Source organism: Streptomyces sp. S.PB5 (genome assembly GCF_030403745.1).
Taxonomy (GTDB): Bacteria; Actinomycetota; Actinomycetes; order Streptomycetales; family Streptomycetaceae; genus Streptomyces.
The window spans coordinates 582,926-597,660 of the sequence record NZ_JAQMWP010000002.1 but is presented as its reverse complement, the minus strand read 5'-3'; the positions used below and the strand labels follow the sequence as shown (position 1 = coordinate 597,660).

The 14,735-nt window shown below is 72.1% G+C and carries 11 protein-coding genes; 5 read left to right on the top strand and 6 right to left on the bottom strand.

What is annotated here, in order from left to right; translation table 11 throughout:
* Positions 1-102: 102 nt before the first annotated feature.
* On the top strand, positions 103-2,196 hold the full coding sequence (locus PH203_RS07475; RefSeq protein WP_289917735.1) for an autotransporter: 2,094 nt from the start codon (positions 103-105) through the stop codon (positions 2,194-2,196).
* 93 nt (positions 2,197-2,289) lie between these two features.
* On the opposite strand, the gene PH203_RS07470 is transcribed toward PH203_RS07475, so the two are convergent.
* The 3 genes from PH203_RS07470 to PH203_RS07460 are packed head-to-tail and all read right to left on the bottom strand — an operon-like array spanning position 2,290 to position 4,827.
* Positions 2,290-3,453 carry an aminoglycoside phosphotransferase gene (locus tag PH203_RS07470; protein ID WP_289917733.1) on the bottom strand — a complete coding sequence of 388 codons (1,164 nt, stop codon included), beginning with the start codon at positions 3,451-3,453 and terminating at the stop codon, positions 2,290-2,292.
* Positions 3,434-3,868: a VOC family protein gene (locus PH203_RS07465; protein WP_289917729.1), complete on the bottom strand. Its 435-nt coding sequence runs from the start codon at positions 3,866-3,868 to the stop codon at positions 3,434-3,436. The genes PH203_RS07470 and PH203_RS07465 overlap by 20 nt, the downstream gene beginning before the upstream one ends.
* Positions 3,869-3,909: 41 nt before the next feature.
* Complete coding sequence (locus tag PH203_RS07460) at positions 3,910-4,827, bottom strand: NADP-dependent oxidoreductase (protein WP_289917727.1); 918 nt, start codon at positions 4,825-4,827, stop codon at positions 3,910-3,912.
* Positions 4,828-5,282: 455 nt separating this feature from the next.
* Here PH203_RS07460 and mmuM point away from each other — a divergent pair, with 455 nt between their 5' ends.
* Entirely contained in the window at positions 5,283-6,203 is a 921-nt protein-coding gene (mmuM, locus tag PH203_RS07455; RefSeq protein ID WP_289917724.1) for a homocysteine S-methyltransferase, read from the top strand.
* A gap of 469 nt (positions 6,204-6,672) precedes the next feature.
* On the top strand, positions 6,673-8,526 hold the full coding sequence (locus tag PH203_RS07450; RefSeq protein WP_289917722.1) for a beta-L-arabinofuranosidase domain-containing protein: 1,854 nt from the start codon (positions 6,673-6,675) through the stop codon (positions 8,524-8,526).
* Here PH203_RS07450 and PH203_RS07445 read toward each other — a convergent pair.
* On the bottom strand, positions 8,408-10,078 hold the full coding sequence (locus tag PH203_RS07445; RefSeq protein ID WP_289917718.1) for a carboxylesterase family protein: 1,671 nt from the start codon (positions 10,076-10,078) through the stop codon (positions 8,408-8,410). The genes PH203_RS07450 and PH203_RS07445 overlap by 119 nt on opposite strands.
* Before the next feature lie 312 nt (positions 10,079-10,390).
* Here PH203_RS07445 and PH203_RS07440 point away from each other — a divergent pair, with 312 nt between their 5' ends.
* Positions 10,391-11,515 carry a LacI family DNA-binding transcriptional regulator gene (locus tag PH203_RS07440; RefSeq protein WP_289917717.1) on the top strand — a complete coding sequence of 375 codons (1,125 nt, stop codon included), beginning with the start codon at positions 10,391-10,393 and terminating at the stop codon, positions 11,513-11,515.
* Here PH203_RS07440 and PH203_RS07435 read toward each other — a convergent pair.
* Complete coding sequence (locus PH203_RS07435; protein ID WP_289917716.1) at positions 11,431-13,098, bottom strand: serine/threonine-protein kinase; 1,668 nt, start codon at positions 13,096-13,098, stop codon at positions 11,431-11,433. The genes PH203_RS07440 and PH203_RS07435 overlap by 85 nt on opposite strands.
* Before the next feature lie 136 nt (positions 13,099-13,234).
* The gene (locus PH203_RS07430; RefSeq protein ID WP_289918276.1) at positions 13,235-13,882 is read right to left on the bottom strand and encodes a ThuA domain-containing protein; all 648 of its coding nucleotides are present in this window, start codon (positions 13,880-13,882) and stop codon (positions 13,235-13,237) included.
* Positions 13,883-14,020: 138 nt separating this feature from the next.
* Between PH203_RS07430 and PH203_RS07425 the strand changes: the two genes are divergently transcribed.
* A complete protein-coding gene (locus PH203_RS07425; RefSeq protein ID WP_289917713.1) occupies positions 14,021-14,653 on the top strand; it encodes a VOC family protein in 633 nt (210 codons plus the stop codon).
* Positions 14,654-14,735: the final 82 nt, after the last annotated feature.

The window sequence follows — 14,735 nt, the reverse complement described above, 5'->3', positions numbered from 1 at the left end:
GTCAACGGGTTGGACGAGACAAAAGAAGGCGCTTTCTACGGTGCTGTGTCGGGGGCCGCACTTTTCTGTTATCGGCCGGCCGTCCGGCCCGTCTCCGTACCCGTGCGCAGCCATACCCACAAGACAGCAGCGGCCGCCGGAGCCCTGGCGGCGGTCGCCTTCCTGGTCACCGCTCCCCCGGCCGCGGCCGCCGGCGCCCGGGACGTCACCGCCGACGTCCTCGCGGGCCGCGACGTCACGCTCACCGGCGACACCGTCGTCACCGTGCCGTCCGGGACGACGACGTACGACGGCATCCTTCGCGGCGAGGGCACCCTGACCGTGCGCGGCAGCGGGACCCTGATCCTGACCAGGGACAGCGACTTCACCCTGCCCAAGTCCCGCCAGCGGCAGAAGGTGTCGGTCCAGGGCGGCAACCACCCCTACGTCACCACGACCGACCCCGATCCACCCGCGATCACGGTCGCGCGCGGGGCGACCCTGCAGTACGGCAACGGCGGCTCGACCGGCGTGATCGGCCACTTCCCTTACGGCACCCCGCAGTTCGCGCTCAACCAGGACAACATCCGGGTCGACGGGACCCTGCGGCTGTCGCTGAGGGACGTCGCGTACAACCTGGGCACCATCAGCGGCTCCGGGCTGATCACCCAACCGCGTTTCCTCTGGGGCACCTGGGACCTGTCGGGCACCCACCCCTTCTCCGGCGTGATCGACAACGGCACCCAACTCAACGCCGGACGACCGGAGTTCGCGACCTCGCTGCCCAACGTCCGCAAGATCCTCAACCAGGGCACCTGGACCGTGGACACCCCGCTGGGCCAGACGGTCACCCAGCGCATGGACTTCTACCAGCGCGAGTACGGCAGCGACATCAACGTCCAGTCCCGGCCGGGCGGCAAGGTGATCCTGACGGGCCAGTACAGCTGGTCGAACCGGGGCGGCGACACCGACCCCTCGCTCAGCGACCCGTCCCTGAACTGGACGCCCGCGCGCAAGAACGTCAACAAACGCGGCACCAACATCAAGGGCGCGAACGTCCAGTGGGGCGACGGGACGACGAACAAGATCTTCATGCCGGGGACCGCGGAGACGGTCTACATCAACCTGCTGGCCGCCCGGTCACGTTCGCTGCTCACGTTCGACTACGACGGACCGGTCACGCTCGGCGCCCCCATCGGCGGCGGCGTTTTCCACGACACGCTGTCCGCGCCCGGCGCCGGGGACGTGGTCATCGCGGGGACGCGCGGGAACGACGTCACCTTCGCGGCCGTGCAGTACTACGACGGCTCGACGACCGTCGAGAAGGGGGCGGTGCTGCGACTGGGCAGCGGACGGTCGACAGGCGACGGTGGACTGTATACCGCGGGCAGTCTGTACCGGGTCGTCAACAACGGATCACTCGTGCTGAACAACGTGCGCAAGGCCCTCACCCTGCCCCGGATCAGCGGCAGCGGATCGCTCACCCAGACGGGCAGCGCGACGACGACACTGACCGGCAGCGGAGTGACGTACACCGGGACGACGACGGTGAAGAAGGGCACGCTCGCGTTGCGGCAGGGGGCGACTCTTCGGCGCAGCAGGGCGATCCGGCTGACGTCGGCGGGCGCACGGCTGGACGTGGGGACGTCGGGGCTGCGGGTGGCGACCACGTTGAGCGGCGAGGGGACCGTCAAGGGCTCGGTCACCAACGAGGGGGTCGTCGCGGGCGGGCTCACCGTCTCCGGGAACTACACACAGCGCGCGACGGGCGAACTCGTCCTGCGGGACAAGCCGTTGAAGGTCTCCGGCGCGGTCCGGCTCGCCGGGTCCCTGGACCTCGCGGCCGCCGGGACCGATCCCGCACGCAGCATCACCGTGCTGAACCACACGGGCGGCTCCAGGACCACCGGGGCGTTCGACGGGCTACAGGAAGGAACGAAGGTGAAGCTCGCCGACGCCACCTACCGGATCAGCTACCAGGGCGGCGACGGCAACGACGTGGTGCTCACCGCCGTCGCCTCACCGAGCAAGTCCGCCTCCTCGTCCGGGACTTCCACCTCCGACGCCGCGGTGACGCGGAACGCCGGTGCTGCACAGGACGACCCCATGGGCTGGTGGCCGTACGCCCTGGGGCTCGGGTTGCTGGGCGGGCTCGCGGTTCCGGCGGCCCGACACCGGCGGGCGGGTCGGCGCGGGGGCGGGCGGCAGGCGGCGTAGGGCCGGGGAGGCGGCACCGGCAGGCGAGGCGCCCTCGGGGCGGGCGGCAGGCGGTGTGTGAACCTCCGGTGCGGGGGCGGTGGTTGGTCAGGGTCAGCGTCCGCTCGGCGCCTCCGGGAAGCCCAGCTGCGGGGCGAGTGACCGGGCCTCCGCCGCCCAGCCGGCCAGGAAGGCCAGGGCCGATCCCCGCTCGCGGTAGCGAAGTTCGGCCGGGACGGTGCGCTCGCCGCCGTAGTCGAGCTGCTCCTCGCCGGCGCGGGCGAGCGAACCGGCGGTCAGCCAGTCATACTTGACCGCGGACGCGCACACCCCGAGCCGTACGAGGCGTTCGTCGCCCTTCCAGCCGCTGTGCCGGAGCCCGTGCAGGTAGGCCTCGTACGCCTCGGCCGCGTACGTCGGCAGCCGATCCGCCGGGACGAACAGGTCGAAGACCGAGTCGGGCAGATAGTTGCCGAGGTCCTCGCCGAGGGCGCCGTCGCCGGTGAAGGCCCAGTCGTACAGGACGTGGTCGGGGCCGTCGGAGCGGACGTTGGCCGGCCACTGGTCGAGGTGGCTGAGGGTGCGCGGGAGGGACTCCATGATCTGGAGGAACCACTCGCGGTCGTGGCGGAGGCGGACCATGTCGCGGCGCAGGCCCGCGGGGAAGTGGTCGCGGACCAGCGGCTGCTGCCAGGCGTCGTCGTTGTCGAGGAGGTCCTCGCCGAGGGTGTTGCTGGTGACGTACTGGCGGAGGAAGCGGTGGGAGAGCCAGGGGTGGCCGGCGGAGGGCTGCGGCTCGTCGGCAGAAAGCCGTAGCCCGTCGACCGTATGCACCATGTCGACTGTATGCACCCTTCCCTGTGCTGTACCCAGTCGACGGGCGTGCTCGATGTGACGGGCGAGCGGCCAGCTGGTGCCGGGCGTCCCCCGCACATGCTCCAGCCACAGCGCGATGTCACCGTCCGAGCGCTCCACGCAGGCCAGCAGGCGGGGCGCGCGGATGCCGTACGGCTCCCAGACCTGGGCCAGTCCGGAGCGGTACACCTCGGCCTCGCGACGCCAGTAGTTCCAGTGCCGGGGGTCGTCGGAGGCGGCCCAGCGGCCGGTGGCCGGCTTGTTGCGGGTGAGCACCTTCAGCACGGCGGAGCGGTCACCGGCGCCGACGACCCAGACGCCGCCGGTGACACCGTTCTTCGGGTTGTGGGTGAGGGACGACAGGCGAGCCGGGCCGGTGAACGGGCCGAGGACGTCGGCGGCCTCAGTCGATACAGAACTCATTGCCCTCGATGTCCTGCATCACGATGCAGGACTCGTTGTACTCATCGGCAAGGAGCACGCGCTCGCGCACCGCGCCGAGCGCGAGCAGCCGTGTGCACTCCGCCTCGAGCGCGGCCAGCCGCTCCTCGCCCACGAGCCCGGTGCCCACCCGTACGTCCAGGTGCACCCGGTTCTTGACGACCTTGCCCTCGGGAACGCGCTGGAAGTACAGGCGTGGGCCGACACCCGTGGGATCGCTGCAGCTGAACCCCGCTCCCTGCCTCTCGGGCGGCAGAGTGCGGTTGTAGTCGTCCCAGGTGGCGAATCCCTCCGGCGGCGACGGGACGACGTACCCCAGCACCTCGCACCAGAAACGGGCGACACGCTCGGGTTCCGCGCAGTCGAAGGTGACCTGGACCTTCCTGATCGTTGGCATCGGCGCACCATAGCAAGGCTTCACCGTCGGACGGCGGGTATTTACGGGCGGAGGACGATCTTGCCGTGGGTGTGGCCCTGTTCGAGTTCCCGGAACGCGTCACGCACCCGCTCCAGCGGGTGGGTGCGGGCGATCGGCACCTCCAACTCCCCGCGCGCGGCGAGACGGGCGAGTTCGCCGAGCACGACCGCGCTCGCCGCCGCACCCTCCCCGTACGTGCGCGCCCCGACCCTCGCCGCGGCCTGCCAGTCGCGGATGGTGTTGATGCGCTCGGGCCGTACCCCCAGCTCCACCGCGAGATCCACATATCCGTCGCCGAACGTGTCGATGAACGCGTCCACGCCACCGCCGGACGCCTCCCGGATCCGGGCGGCCACGCCCTCCCCGTACGCGACCGGGACGACGTCACGCTCCTTCAACCAGGGGTGGTTCCGCTCGCTCGCCAGCCCGATCACCGTGGCGCCGCGCCGCCGCGCGAGCTGCACGGCCAGGGATCCGACGCCGCCCGCCGCGTTGGACACCACGACCGTGTCGGCGGGGCCGGGATCCACCGCGAAGACGCAGGCGTACGCGGTCGTGCCGGCGACGTACAACGAACCGGCGACGTCCCAGGGCAGCCCCTGCGGGCGCGCGACCACGTGCACGTCGTCGACCACGACGAACTCCGCGTGGCTCGCCCTGCCGTGGGTGAAGCCCACAACCTCGTCGCCCACCGCGAAGCCGCGCACCTGTGGGCCGACCTCCACCACGACACCGGCCAGATCGCTGCCCTGCCCGGAGGGGAACGTGGCCGGCCAGCGCCCGTGGCGCTTGCCCTCGCGGATCATCACCTCGCCGGGCTGGATCCCGGCCGCGCGGACCTCGACCAGCAGTTGTCCGGCGCCGGGCGTCGGCCGCTCCACCTCCTCGACCCGCAGCACATCGATCCCTCCGTACTCGTGGAACCGCACCGCCTTCATCCCGCGATCACCGCTTTCCCTCCCCGGACATGCCTCGAACATGCCTCGAACATGCCTCGAACGCGGCTTTGACGCGGCTCTGGCGCCGCTGGCGGCTCTGACAAGCCGTGGGCCGGTTCCGGACCGGCTTCAGCGGGCCTCGCACGCGGTGCCGCACCTCGACCACGCCTGGCGTTCAACGGCTCGGGAGGAGGTTGTCTTCCCGGCGACCACGGTCCTCGTGACGTTTCCGGGCGGCCGTGCGCCGGTCCGGTCCGATCCTGTCGGGTCCCGTTCGGCGCCTCATCGAGGAGACGCCCGCCGAGCAGGGGCCTCAGCCGCCACGCCGCACCACACCCCGCCCCGCTCCGCCTCACCTCACCTCACCTCACCTCGCCTCGCTCAAGCCACGGCCGCCCGCTCGACGGACACCCTCCGATGTGGCCTCCGGTGCCGCAGGGACTACCGTCGACGGCATGACCAGCAACTCCACCCTCGCCGAGGCACTCGCCGCCGGAACCGTCGTGCTCGACGGCGGTATGTCCAACCAGCTCGAGTCCGTCGGGCACGACCTGAGCGACGAACTGTGGTCGGCGCGGTTGCTCGCCGAGCGGCCCGAGGCGATCACCGAGGCGCACCTCGCCTACTTCGAGGCGGGCGCGGACGTGGCCATCACCTCCAGCTATCAGGCCACCTTCGAGGGCTTCGCCAAGCGCGGGATCGGGCACCACCGGGCCGTCGAACTCCTCACGGCGAGCGTCGAGTTGGCCCGCGAGGCGGCCCGGCGGGCGCGAGCCGGGGGCGTCACGCGCCCGCTGTGGGTGGCAGCGTCCGTCGGCCCGTACGGGGCGATGCTCGCGGACGGTTCCGAGTACCGCGGCCGGTACGGACTGACCGTCGACGAGCTCGAGCGCTTCCACCGGCCCCGGCTGGAGGTGCTCGACGCCGCCGGACCCGACGTACTGGCCCTGGAGACCGTGCCGGACGCCGACGAGGCCGAGGCACTGCTGCGGGCGTTGCGTGGACTGCATACACCTGCCTGGCTTTCGTATTCGATCGACGGTCGACACACGCGTGCCGGCCAGCCGCTGGAGGACGCCTTCGCCCTGGCCGCCGACGCCGACGAGGTGATCGCGGTGGGCGTCAACTGCTGCGCCCCCGAGGACGTCGACGCGGCGATCGAGATCGCGGCCCGCGTCACGGGCAAGCCGGTCGTGGTCTACCCCAACAGCGGCGAGGCCTGGGACGCCGAGGCCCGCGCCTGGAACGGCCGGTCCTCCTTCGCGCCCGACCAGGTCCGCGCCTGGCAGGAGTCCGGGGCACGGCTGATCGGCGGATGCTGCCGGGTGGGACCGGCGGCGATCACGTCGATCGCGGGGACGCTGGCGCGAGCGTAGGCCGACGCGGAGGCGTAGGCACCGGCGGAGGCATAGGACGTCGACGGGGGCGGCGCGTATGTCCTGGTCTCGTACGCGCTGGTCTCGTACGCGCTGGTCTCGCAGGGCCACGCGCGGGCGCTGTTCCTCGGTGGGAAGTCCGGCCGCTCCACGGCCCAGGGGCGGGAGCGCGGTGATCTGGCCGCCCACCGGGCACGCGGTATCGAGCCCGCCCCGGAACTTGTCCTGCACGGCGACTACGGACCGCGTCGGGCCGGGAGCCCAACACCCCTGAAGAGCATCTGCTGTTGGGCACGCATGTGGTGGCGCGGGGCTCGGTGGCGTCGCTCAAGGGCCAGATACGTTCCCGTTCCCTCGTCGCGGCAGCGGGCACCCCGCGCCGAAGGCATGGGTCCCCTCTTGTCGGGGGAACCGGTTGATTCCTATGCTCACCCGCAGAAATCGCTTTCCATCCTCGGAGCCTCCCCGTATGAGCACCGGCCCCCTCCGCCCGACCCCCGCCGCGCACACCGCCCTCCGCCCGGCGGTGGCCGCCCGTGTCACCGGCGGTTTCTGGGCCGCCCGCCGCGCCACCAACGCCGAGGTCAGCATCCCGCGCGGCCCCGCCCTGCTGGAGGAGGCCGGGAACCTCGCCAACCTCCGTGCCGCCGCCGACGGCAAGGGCTCCTTCACCGGTGACTTCCCGTTCCAGGACTCGGATGTGCACAAGTGGCTGGAGGCGGCCTCCTGGCAGCTCGCCGATCGCCCCCAGGACGCCGAACTCGCGGCGTGCGTCGATGAGTTGACCGCACTGCTGGCCGCCGCGCAGGACACGGACGGCTATCTGCAGACGTACTACCAGGTCGCCCGCCCGGACCGGCGCTGGCAAGAACTCGGCTGGGGCCACGAGTTGTACTGCGCGGGCCATCTGCTGCAGGCCGCGGTGGCGCACCACCGGGCCACCGGGCCCCGTGAACTCCTCGACGTCGCCGAGCGGTTCGCCCTGCACATCGACTCGCTCTTCGGCCCGGGCAAGCCGGTCGACGGCGTCTGCGGCCACCCCGAGATCGAGACCGCGCTGGTGGAGCTGTACCGGGAGACCGGGGAGCGGCGGTGGCTGGACCTCGCCCGGTACTTCGTCGACCGTCGCGGCCACGGCCTGCTGGATGCCGACGTCAACCCTCATCTGGGCCGGGCCTATTGGCAGGACCACCTGCCGGTGCGCGAGGCCACGACGGTGTCCGGGCACGCGGTGCGGCAGCTGTATCTGCTGGCGGGAGTCGCGGACCTGGCCGCGGAGACGGGCGACCGTGAACTGTATGCAGTCGCCGAGCGACTATGGGATGCGATGGTGGCCTCCAAGACGTATCTGACGGGCGGAGTCGGTGCCCGTCACGAGGGCGAGTCCTTCGGGGAGCCGTACGAACTGCCGCCGGACCGGGCCTACGCGGAGACCTGCGCGGTCATCGCCTCCATCCAGTGGTCGTGGCGGATGGCGCTGCTCACCGGCGAGGCGAAGTACTCCGACCTCGTCGAACGCACCCTCTACAACGGCTTCCTGGCCGGTGTCGGCCTCGACGGCGACAGCTGGCTGTACGTCAATCCGCTCCAGGTGCGCGAGGAGTACGAGGGCGCCTCCGAGCCCGACAAGGCGGCCCGCCGCACGCCCTGGTTCCGCTGCGCGTGCTGCCCGCCGAACGTGATGCGGCTGCTGGCCTCCCTCCCCCACTACATGGCGAGCGGGGACGCCGAGGGCCTGCAGCTGCACCAGTACGCGACGGGCGTGTACGAGGCGGGCGGCGGCCGGGTCCGGGTGGAGACGGCCTACCCGTGGGAGGGCCGGATCACGGTGACCGTGGAGGAGGCGCCGGACGCCGACTGGACGCTGGCGCTGCGGATCCCGTCCTGGTGCACGGACTTCACGGCGACGGCCCCCGACGGCGAGCCGCCCGCCGAGACCCTCCCCGGCTGGCTGCGCTTGCGCCGCCGCTGGTCCCCCGGCGACACCCTCACCGTCGACCTGGAACTGACCGCCCGTCTCACCCGCCCTGACCCGTACCTGGACGCCGTACGCGGCTGCGTGGCCATCGAACGCGGCCCCCTGGTCCACTGCCTGGAGGGCGTGGACCAGGAGCCCGGCGTCCGCTTCGAGGATCTGACCCTGCCGTACGGCTCCGACCTCGCCGTCCGGCACGAGCCGGAGCTGCTGGGCGGGGTCACCGTCGTCACTGCCGGCGGACTGCGCCGGGGAGACGGAGCCGCCGTACCACTGACCGCAGTTCCGTACTACGCGTGGGCGAACCGGCGGGAAGGACCGATGCGAGTGTGGATTCCGGAGGGGTGACGGCGGCGGGTTCGGCGTCCCACAGGGCGAACTCCGCATCCCGTGGACCGTATGCGGTGTACGGGATGCGTACGGTATGCAGTCGACCGTCGCCGGTCTCCGGTACACCGTCCCCGGTCTCCCGTACGCCCACCCCGGTTTCCGGTCCGCTGTCGCCGAAGATCCGCACCGGATGCGAGTCGTCCCACGCCTCCCACCCCGGATCCCCCTCCACCGCGAACCGCACCCACGCCCCGTGCATCGCCTCGGACAGTTCGTGCGGGGCGCCCTCGCCCGCGAGCCTGGCCGACTCGGGGCTGTCGCCGGTGTCGAAGACGAAGCCGAGCTCCAGGGCGTGGCAGGAGCCGAGGTCGGGGAGACCGGAGGGCCAGGCGAACTCGTAGACGTACGACGTGCCGGGGCGGGCGTCGGCCAGGCGGTGCAGGGGGATGCGGAGCAGGTGGTCGGTGACCATCTGGCCGACGATCTCGGCGGTGCCGGATTCGGGGTGCAGGGTGCGGTAGCCGCGCGGCACCTCCACGCCGGCGCGGCAGCGGGCCATGGCTCCGGCCAGGGCGACGGGGCCGAGGCGGTCGACGCGTTCGAGGAGGCCGCCGGGGACCAGCCAGAGCCGGTACTCGTCGCGGGTCCAGCCGGCCATGAGGTCGACGTCGCGGGCGGCACCGCCCTCGACCAGGGCCTCCAGGGGGTCGCGGGGCACGAGGTCGCCGTCGACGACGATGCCGAAGGCGGGCCCGCCGAGCACGGGGCTGCTGAGCCGGCCGACCTCACCCTGGGTGCGCAGCAGCAGTTCACGGTCGACGTCGGCGAAGGCTGCCGCGGTGGCGGGGATCTTCAGCCGGGTGGCCATGCGGCGCACCATCCGCCGTACCTTGTCGCGGTCGGCGGCCTCGGGCGGCCCGCTCTGCAGGATCGCCCGCCGGACCAGGCCCTGGGCCTGCGGTGCGGCGAGCAGCGCGCCGATGCTGATGGCTCCGGCGGACTGGCCGAAGAGGGTGATGCGGGCGGGGTCGCCGCCGAAGGCCCCGATCGACTCGTGCACCCATTCCAGGGCGGCGAGCTGGTCGCGCAGGCCGGGGTTGGCGGGGGCGTCCGGGAAGAGGCCGTAGCCCTCCACGCCGAGCCGGTAGTTGACGGAGACGAAGACCACGCCGTCGCGGGCGAAGGAGTGCCCGTCGTAGACCGGAACGGCCGAGGAGCCCCTGGTCAGCGCGCCGCCGTGCAGCCAGACCATGACCGGCAGGCGGGTTCCGCGACCCGGCTCCGGGGTCCAGACGTTGAGGTTGAGGCAGTCGTCGCCGGGCACGACCGGGTCGGACAGGTACTGCGCGAAGGCTTCGGAGTACGGCGGTTTCGGCGCCGTCGGTCCGAAGGATCCGGCGTCGCGCACCCCGTCCCAGGGTTCCGGGGGCGCGGGCGGCTGGAAGCGCCGGGGGCCGAAGGGGGGCACCGCGTAGGGGATGCCGCGGAAGACCGCGATGCCGTTCTCGTAGCGGCCGCGTACCGATCCGTGCGGGGTGTTCACCACGGGATCTGTCTGGACTGCCGTCATTCGACCACCAGCCTCCTCGCCGCGCTCGTGCACCGGTAACAACAGAGCACCACATCACGGCGCGCTATTCCGGCGCACGAGACGGACTGGAGACTGTTCGGGGTACATCGCATACAGTCGGCTACGGCCCGCATACGATCAGCGACTGGCGCCACTCCGGGGGCAACACCGAGAGGCGACCTGCGGAAGCTCGCCACCTCTTCCCGACTTTCCGCGGCGAACCTAGGGTAGGCAGCACTTAGGAAGCGCTTACCATCCTGCCCTGGTCGAAACTTTCCCAGGCCCACGGGCGGGCCGGAGAGGTGGTTCCCGATGGTCCGTACGGGGAGTGCGAGCGTGGCCGCCGGTCCGACACTGGCCGTGGTGGCGCGGGAGGCGGGGGTGTCCGTACCCACCGCGTCCAAGGTCGTCAACGGCCGGGAGGACGTGGCGCCGGAGACGCGGCGCCGGGTCACGGAGGCACTGGACCGGCTGGGCTATGTGCGCAGACCGCGCTTCGACGCGGCGAAGCCGCCGGCCCTGGTCGACCTCGTGGTGCACTCGCTGAACAGTTCCTGGTCGGGGGCGGTGCTGCACGGCGTGGAGGAGGCCGCCCATGACGCGGGCCTTGAGGTGGTCGTCTCGGCGGGTCTGACGCGCAAGCGGTGCGGCACTCCGGAACGGGGGTGGCTGGACAAGATCATTGCCCGCGGTTCGTCCGGAGTGCTGTTCAATCTGGCCGAGTTGACGCCGTCTCAGTACTCCTGGCTGGAGCAGCACCGCATCCCGTTCGTGATGATCGACCCCGTGGTGGAGCCGCCGGCCGGTGTGGTGTCGGTGGGTGCGGCGAACTGGCAGGGCGGGGTGAGCGCGACCGAACATCTGCTGGGGCTCGGCCATGAGCGGATCGCGGTGATCGCCGGGCACCGGCGCAAGATGTGCAGCACGGCCCGGGTCGCCGGCTACCGCTCGGCCCTGGCGGCGGCGGGTGTACGCCGCCGCCCGGAGTATCTGCGCCACGCGGGCTTCGACGAGTCGGTCGCCCGCGAACGCATGCTGGAACTGCTCGAGCTGCCCGAGCCGCCCACGGCCGTCTTCGTCTGCTCGGACCGGATGGCCCTCGGCGTCTACCAGGCCTTGGCGGAACGGAGGTTGAGCGTCCCGGACGACATGAGCGTCGTCGGCTTCGACGACCTGCCGGAGGCACGGTGGGCCAGTCCGGCGCTCACCACGGTCCGGCAGCCGCTGTCGGAGATGGCGGCGACGGCGATGCGGCTGCTGGTGCGGATGATGGAGGGGGAGCGGCCGGAGGGGACGCGGACGGAGTTGTCGACGCGGTTGGTGGAGCGGGCGAGTACGGGGCGGCCGCGGGGTCAGGCGTCCGCGCGCCAGACCGACACGTCCGCCGACAGCGCGCTCATTCCGGGCTTGTCCCAGAGCGCGGTCGACTTCACCTGAACCACGAGCAACGCGATGTCTCCGGAGGGGTGCTGAATGCAGAACTCGCTGCCGGCGGATGCCGCGGCGAGCTCGAAGTAGCGGAAGTCCTCCCCCTTGGCGCCGGTGAGCATGAAGCTGCAGTCCTCGTAGGTGTTGCCTGGGCTGCCGAACATCTGGAGGATCGCGCTGCTGTCGCTCTCGAGAGCGCAGCCGACCTCCTTGCAGGTGAAACGGATGTCGCCCTTGCGGTCGCCGCGCGTCTCCGGGCGCAGGCCGTCGTGGAGGTAGAGGGAGTTCTTCTCGTCGAGCATCAGAGGGTTGAACGCCGGTATCGCGTGGGGCTTCCCCGTCGAGGCGGAGGACGGGGAGGGACTCGCCCCTTCCGCTGTCCCGTCCTCGGCGGCCGTGTCCGCCCCACCCGCCGAGGAGGCCCCCTCCGGCCGCCCTGACGCCGTGGGATCCGCGGTCGACGACGCCACCGCGTCCCGGCTGCCCTGAGCCCCGTCCGCCCCGTCCGCCCGGTCCCGGATGTTCCACACCAGTCCCGCCGCGAGGAGCGCCCCGGCAGCCACTGCGGCGCCCGCGACCAGCGGCGTACGACGCCGCCGTGTGCGCGGCTGAGTCGGCACCGTCGGTTCCGCCGCCCGCGCCGGCGCGATCAGCGGCATCGTACGCACCGTTGCCGGATCGACCACCGGCGCCGGAACCGTCACTTCGAGTCCCACGATGTCCCGCCACACCGCCGGTCCGCCGCCCGCGTCGGCCTCGCGGCCCAGCAGTTGCCGGGACCGGTCGACGATCTCGGCCAGGGTCGCCCGTTCCGCCGGGTCGGCGGCGAGGCACCGGGCCAGCAGAGGCTGGAGAGGCTCCGGCAGGCGGGTGAGGTCGGGTTCGGAGTGGACGATGCGGTACAGGACAGTCGCCGCGGGGCCGTCGCCGTAGAGAGGTTCGCCCAGGGCGGCGAACGCGGCCGTCTGGGCGAGGGCGAAGACGTCGGTCGCGGGGGTGATCTCACCGGCGACGGCCTGTTCGGGCGCCATGAACTGCGGCGTACCGATCGCGGCGGAGCCCGTCGCCGTGACCGCGGTGAGGTCGGCGGCGAGCGAGATGCCGAAGTCGATGACGCGGGGGCCGTCGGCGGCCATCAACACGTTGGACGGTTTCAGGTCGCGGTGCACGATGCCCGCGTCGTGGATGGCCTGCAGCGCCTCGGCCACGCCCGCCATCAGCCACAGCACCGCCGGTACCGGCAGCGGTCCGCGGCGGTGGACGGCCTCCGCCAGGGAGGGGCCGGGGACGTACAGCGTGGCCAGCCAGGGCGGGGTGGCGTCCGGGTCGGCGTCGATCAGCTCGGCGGTGTAGGCGCCGCGGACCCGCCGGGCGGCCTTGATCTCGCGGCCGAAGCGGCGCCGGAAGTCGGGGTCGTCGGCCAGTTCCGGGCGTACGACCTTGATCGCCACCGGGCGGCCGCCCGCCGTGTGCGACAGATAGACCCGGCCCATGCCGCCCGCGCCGAGCCGGGCGGCGAGACGGTAGCCGGCCACCACGGGCGGATCGTCCACCTGGAGTGGCTGGAACACGTCGTCCGCCGCGCTGTTCACCTGTTCTTGTCCCCCTGATCCCTGGGCCCTGATCCCCCTGGTCCCGTGCCGCGCCGGTCCGATCACACGTGCGACAGCAGCAGCCTAAAGGGTTTTCTGTGGCCGCTGACCAGGACCGGGGCGAAAGGTGCGGTCCCTAGTCCAGCCGCGCCGCCCACCTGATCCCGCCCAGCAGATGAGCCCGGAAGTCCGGATCCTCGTACGCCTCCGCCGCGTGCCCCAGCGCCGTGTAGAAGACCCGCCCCGCACCCTGCTCCCGGCACCACACCAGCGGATGGTCCTCCCCCATGCCGCCTCCGTCGTACGACGACTCGTCGGCGCGCGCCAACACCCGTACCGTGCCACGGGGGTTGGTGCGGAAGTCGTACCACTCGTCGGTGAAGTCCCATACGGCGGGCAGGTGCCGGGTGGCGGGGTGGTCCCGGTCCTCCACGACCGCCTTGCCGGGCTGGTGGGCGGGGTGCCGGTCGAACCGGGCGCCCAACAGCTCGCCGTAGTACGGCCATTCGTACTCCGTGCAGGCGGCCGCGTGCACGCCGACGAAGCCGCCGCCCGACTCCACATAGGCGGCCAGCCGTTCACGGCCGGCCGGGGTGAGGATCTCGCCGCTGGTGGAGAGGAAGACCACGGCGGCGTACCGCTCCAGGGGCGCTTCGAATGCGGCCGGGTCCTCGGACGCCTCGACCTCGAAGCCGCCGAGGGTGCGTACGGCGGCGACGGCGGCCGGGATCGAGTCGTGGCGGTAGCCGGTGGTGCGGGTGCAGACCAGGAGCCGGGCCGACAGGGGTGACAGGGGTGCCATGGCTTCGACCCTATGCGTACGGGGGCAGGCCTCCTGCCTGCCGGAACGTGCGAAAGATTTCGACTCCCGCCGCACAGGTGTTCCATCGCCCGGACGGCTCTGCGTAGCCTCGACTGCACGATGAACACGATTCCCGCACGGCTCGACCACATCGTCCTCGCAACCCCCGACCTGGCGGCCACGGTCGCCGACTTCACCCGGCGTACCGGTGTGGCGCCCGTGCCCGGCGGGGTGCACATCGGTCTCGGCACACGGAACTTTCTGGTGTCGCTGGGCGGCAGCGGCTATCTGGAGATCATCGGCCCGGACCCGGAGCAGCCGGAGCCCGAGGGGCCGCGCCCCTTCGACGTCGACGCGGTGACCGTGGCGCGGACGGTGACCTGGGCGATCAGTCCGCCCGACCTGGACGCGGCGGTCGCGACCGCCCGGACCCGTGGCTACGACCCCGGCAAGGTGCACCCCATGAGCCGCCGCAGACCGGACGGCACGTTGCTCCGGTGGCGGTTGACGGACGGCGACACCCAACACCCCTCCGGGCTGGTGCCGTTCCTCATCGACTGGGGTACCGCGGTGCATCCGTCGGCCTCGGGGCTGCCCGCCACTCCCCTGCTGTCCCTGTCGGCGACGGCCCCCGAACCGGCCGAGATCCGCGCCCTGCTGGCCGCCCTGGACACCGAACTCGCCGTCAGCGAGGGCCCGGTGGGGCTCTCCTTCACCGTGGACACCCCGCGGGGTCCGGTCACCTTCGACTGACCGCTGACCGCACGCACGCCGTCAGGCAGGTCGGACCGTACGGAAGTCCGTGTCCGATTCCTTCAAGACCGGGCGTCCCCGC

Bases quoted from the DNA above. Each gene is read 5' to 3' on its own strand.
- PH203_RS07440 (WP_289917717.1), top strand. From the start codon at position 10,391: ATGGTCCGTACGGGGAGTGCGAGCGTGGCCGCCGGTCCGACACTGGCC.
- PH203_RS07470 (WP_289917733.1), bottom strand. From the start codon at position 3,453: ATGAGTTCTGTATCGACTGAGGCCGCCGACGTCCTCGGCCCGTTCACC.
- mmuM (WP_289917724.1), top strand. From the start codon at position 5,283: ATGACCAGCAACTCCACCCTCGCCGAGGCACTCGCCGCCGGAACCGTC.
- PH203_RS07460 (WP_289917727.1), bottom strand. From the start codon at position 4,827: ATGAAGGCGGTGCGGTTCCACGAGTACGGAGGGATCGATGTGCTGCGG.
- PH203_RS07450 (WP_289917722.1), top strand. From the start codon at position 6,673: ATGAGCACCGGCCCCCTCCGCCCGACCCCCGCCGCGCACACCGCCCTC.
- PH203_RS07465 (WP_289917729.1), bottom strand. From the start codon at position 3,868: ATGCCAACGATCAGGAAGGTCCAGGTCACCTTCGACTGCGCGGAACCC.
- PH203_RS07445 (WP_289917718.1), bottom strand. From the start codon at position 10,078: ATGACGGCAGTCCAGACAGATCCCGTGGTGAACACCCCGCACGGATCG.
- PH203_RS07425 (WP_289917713.1), top strand. From the start codon at position 14,021: ATGAACACGATTCCCGCACGGCTCGACCACATCGTCCTCGCAACCCCC.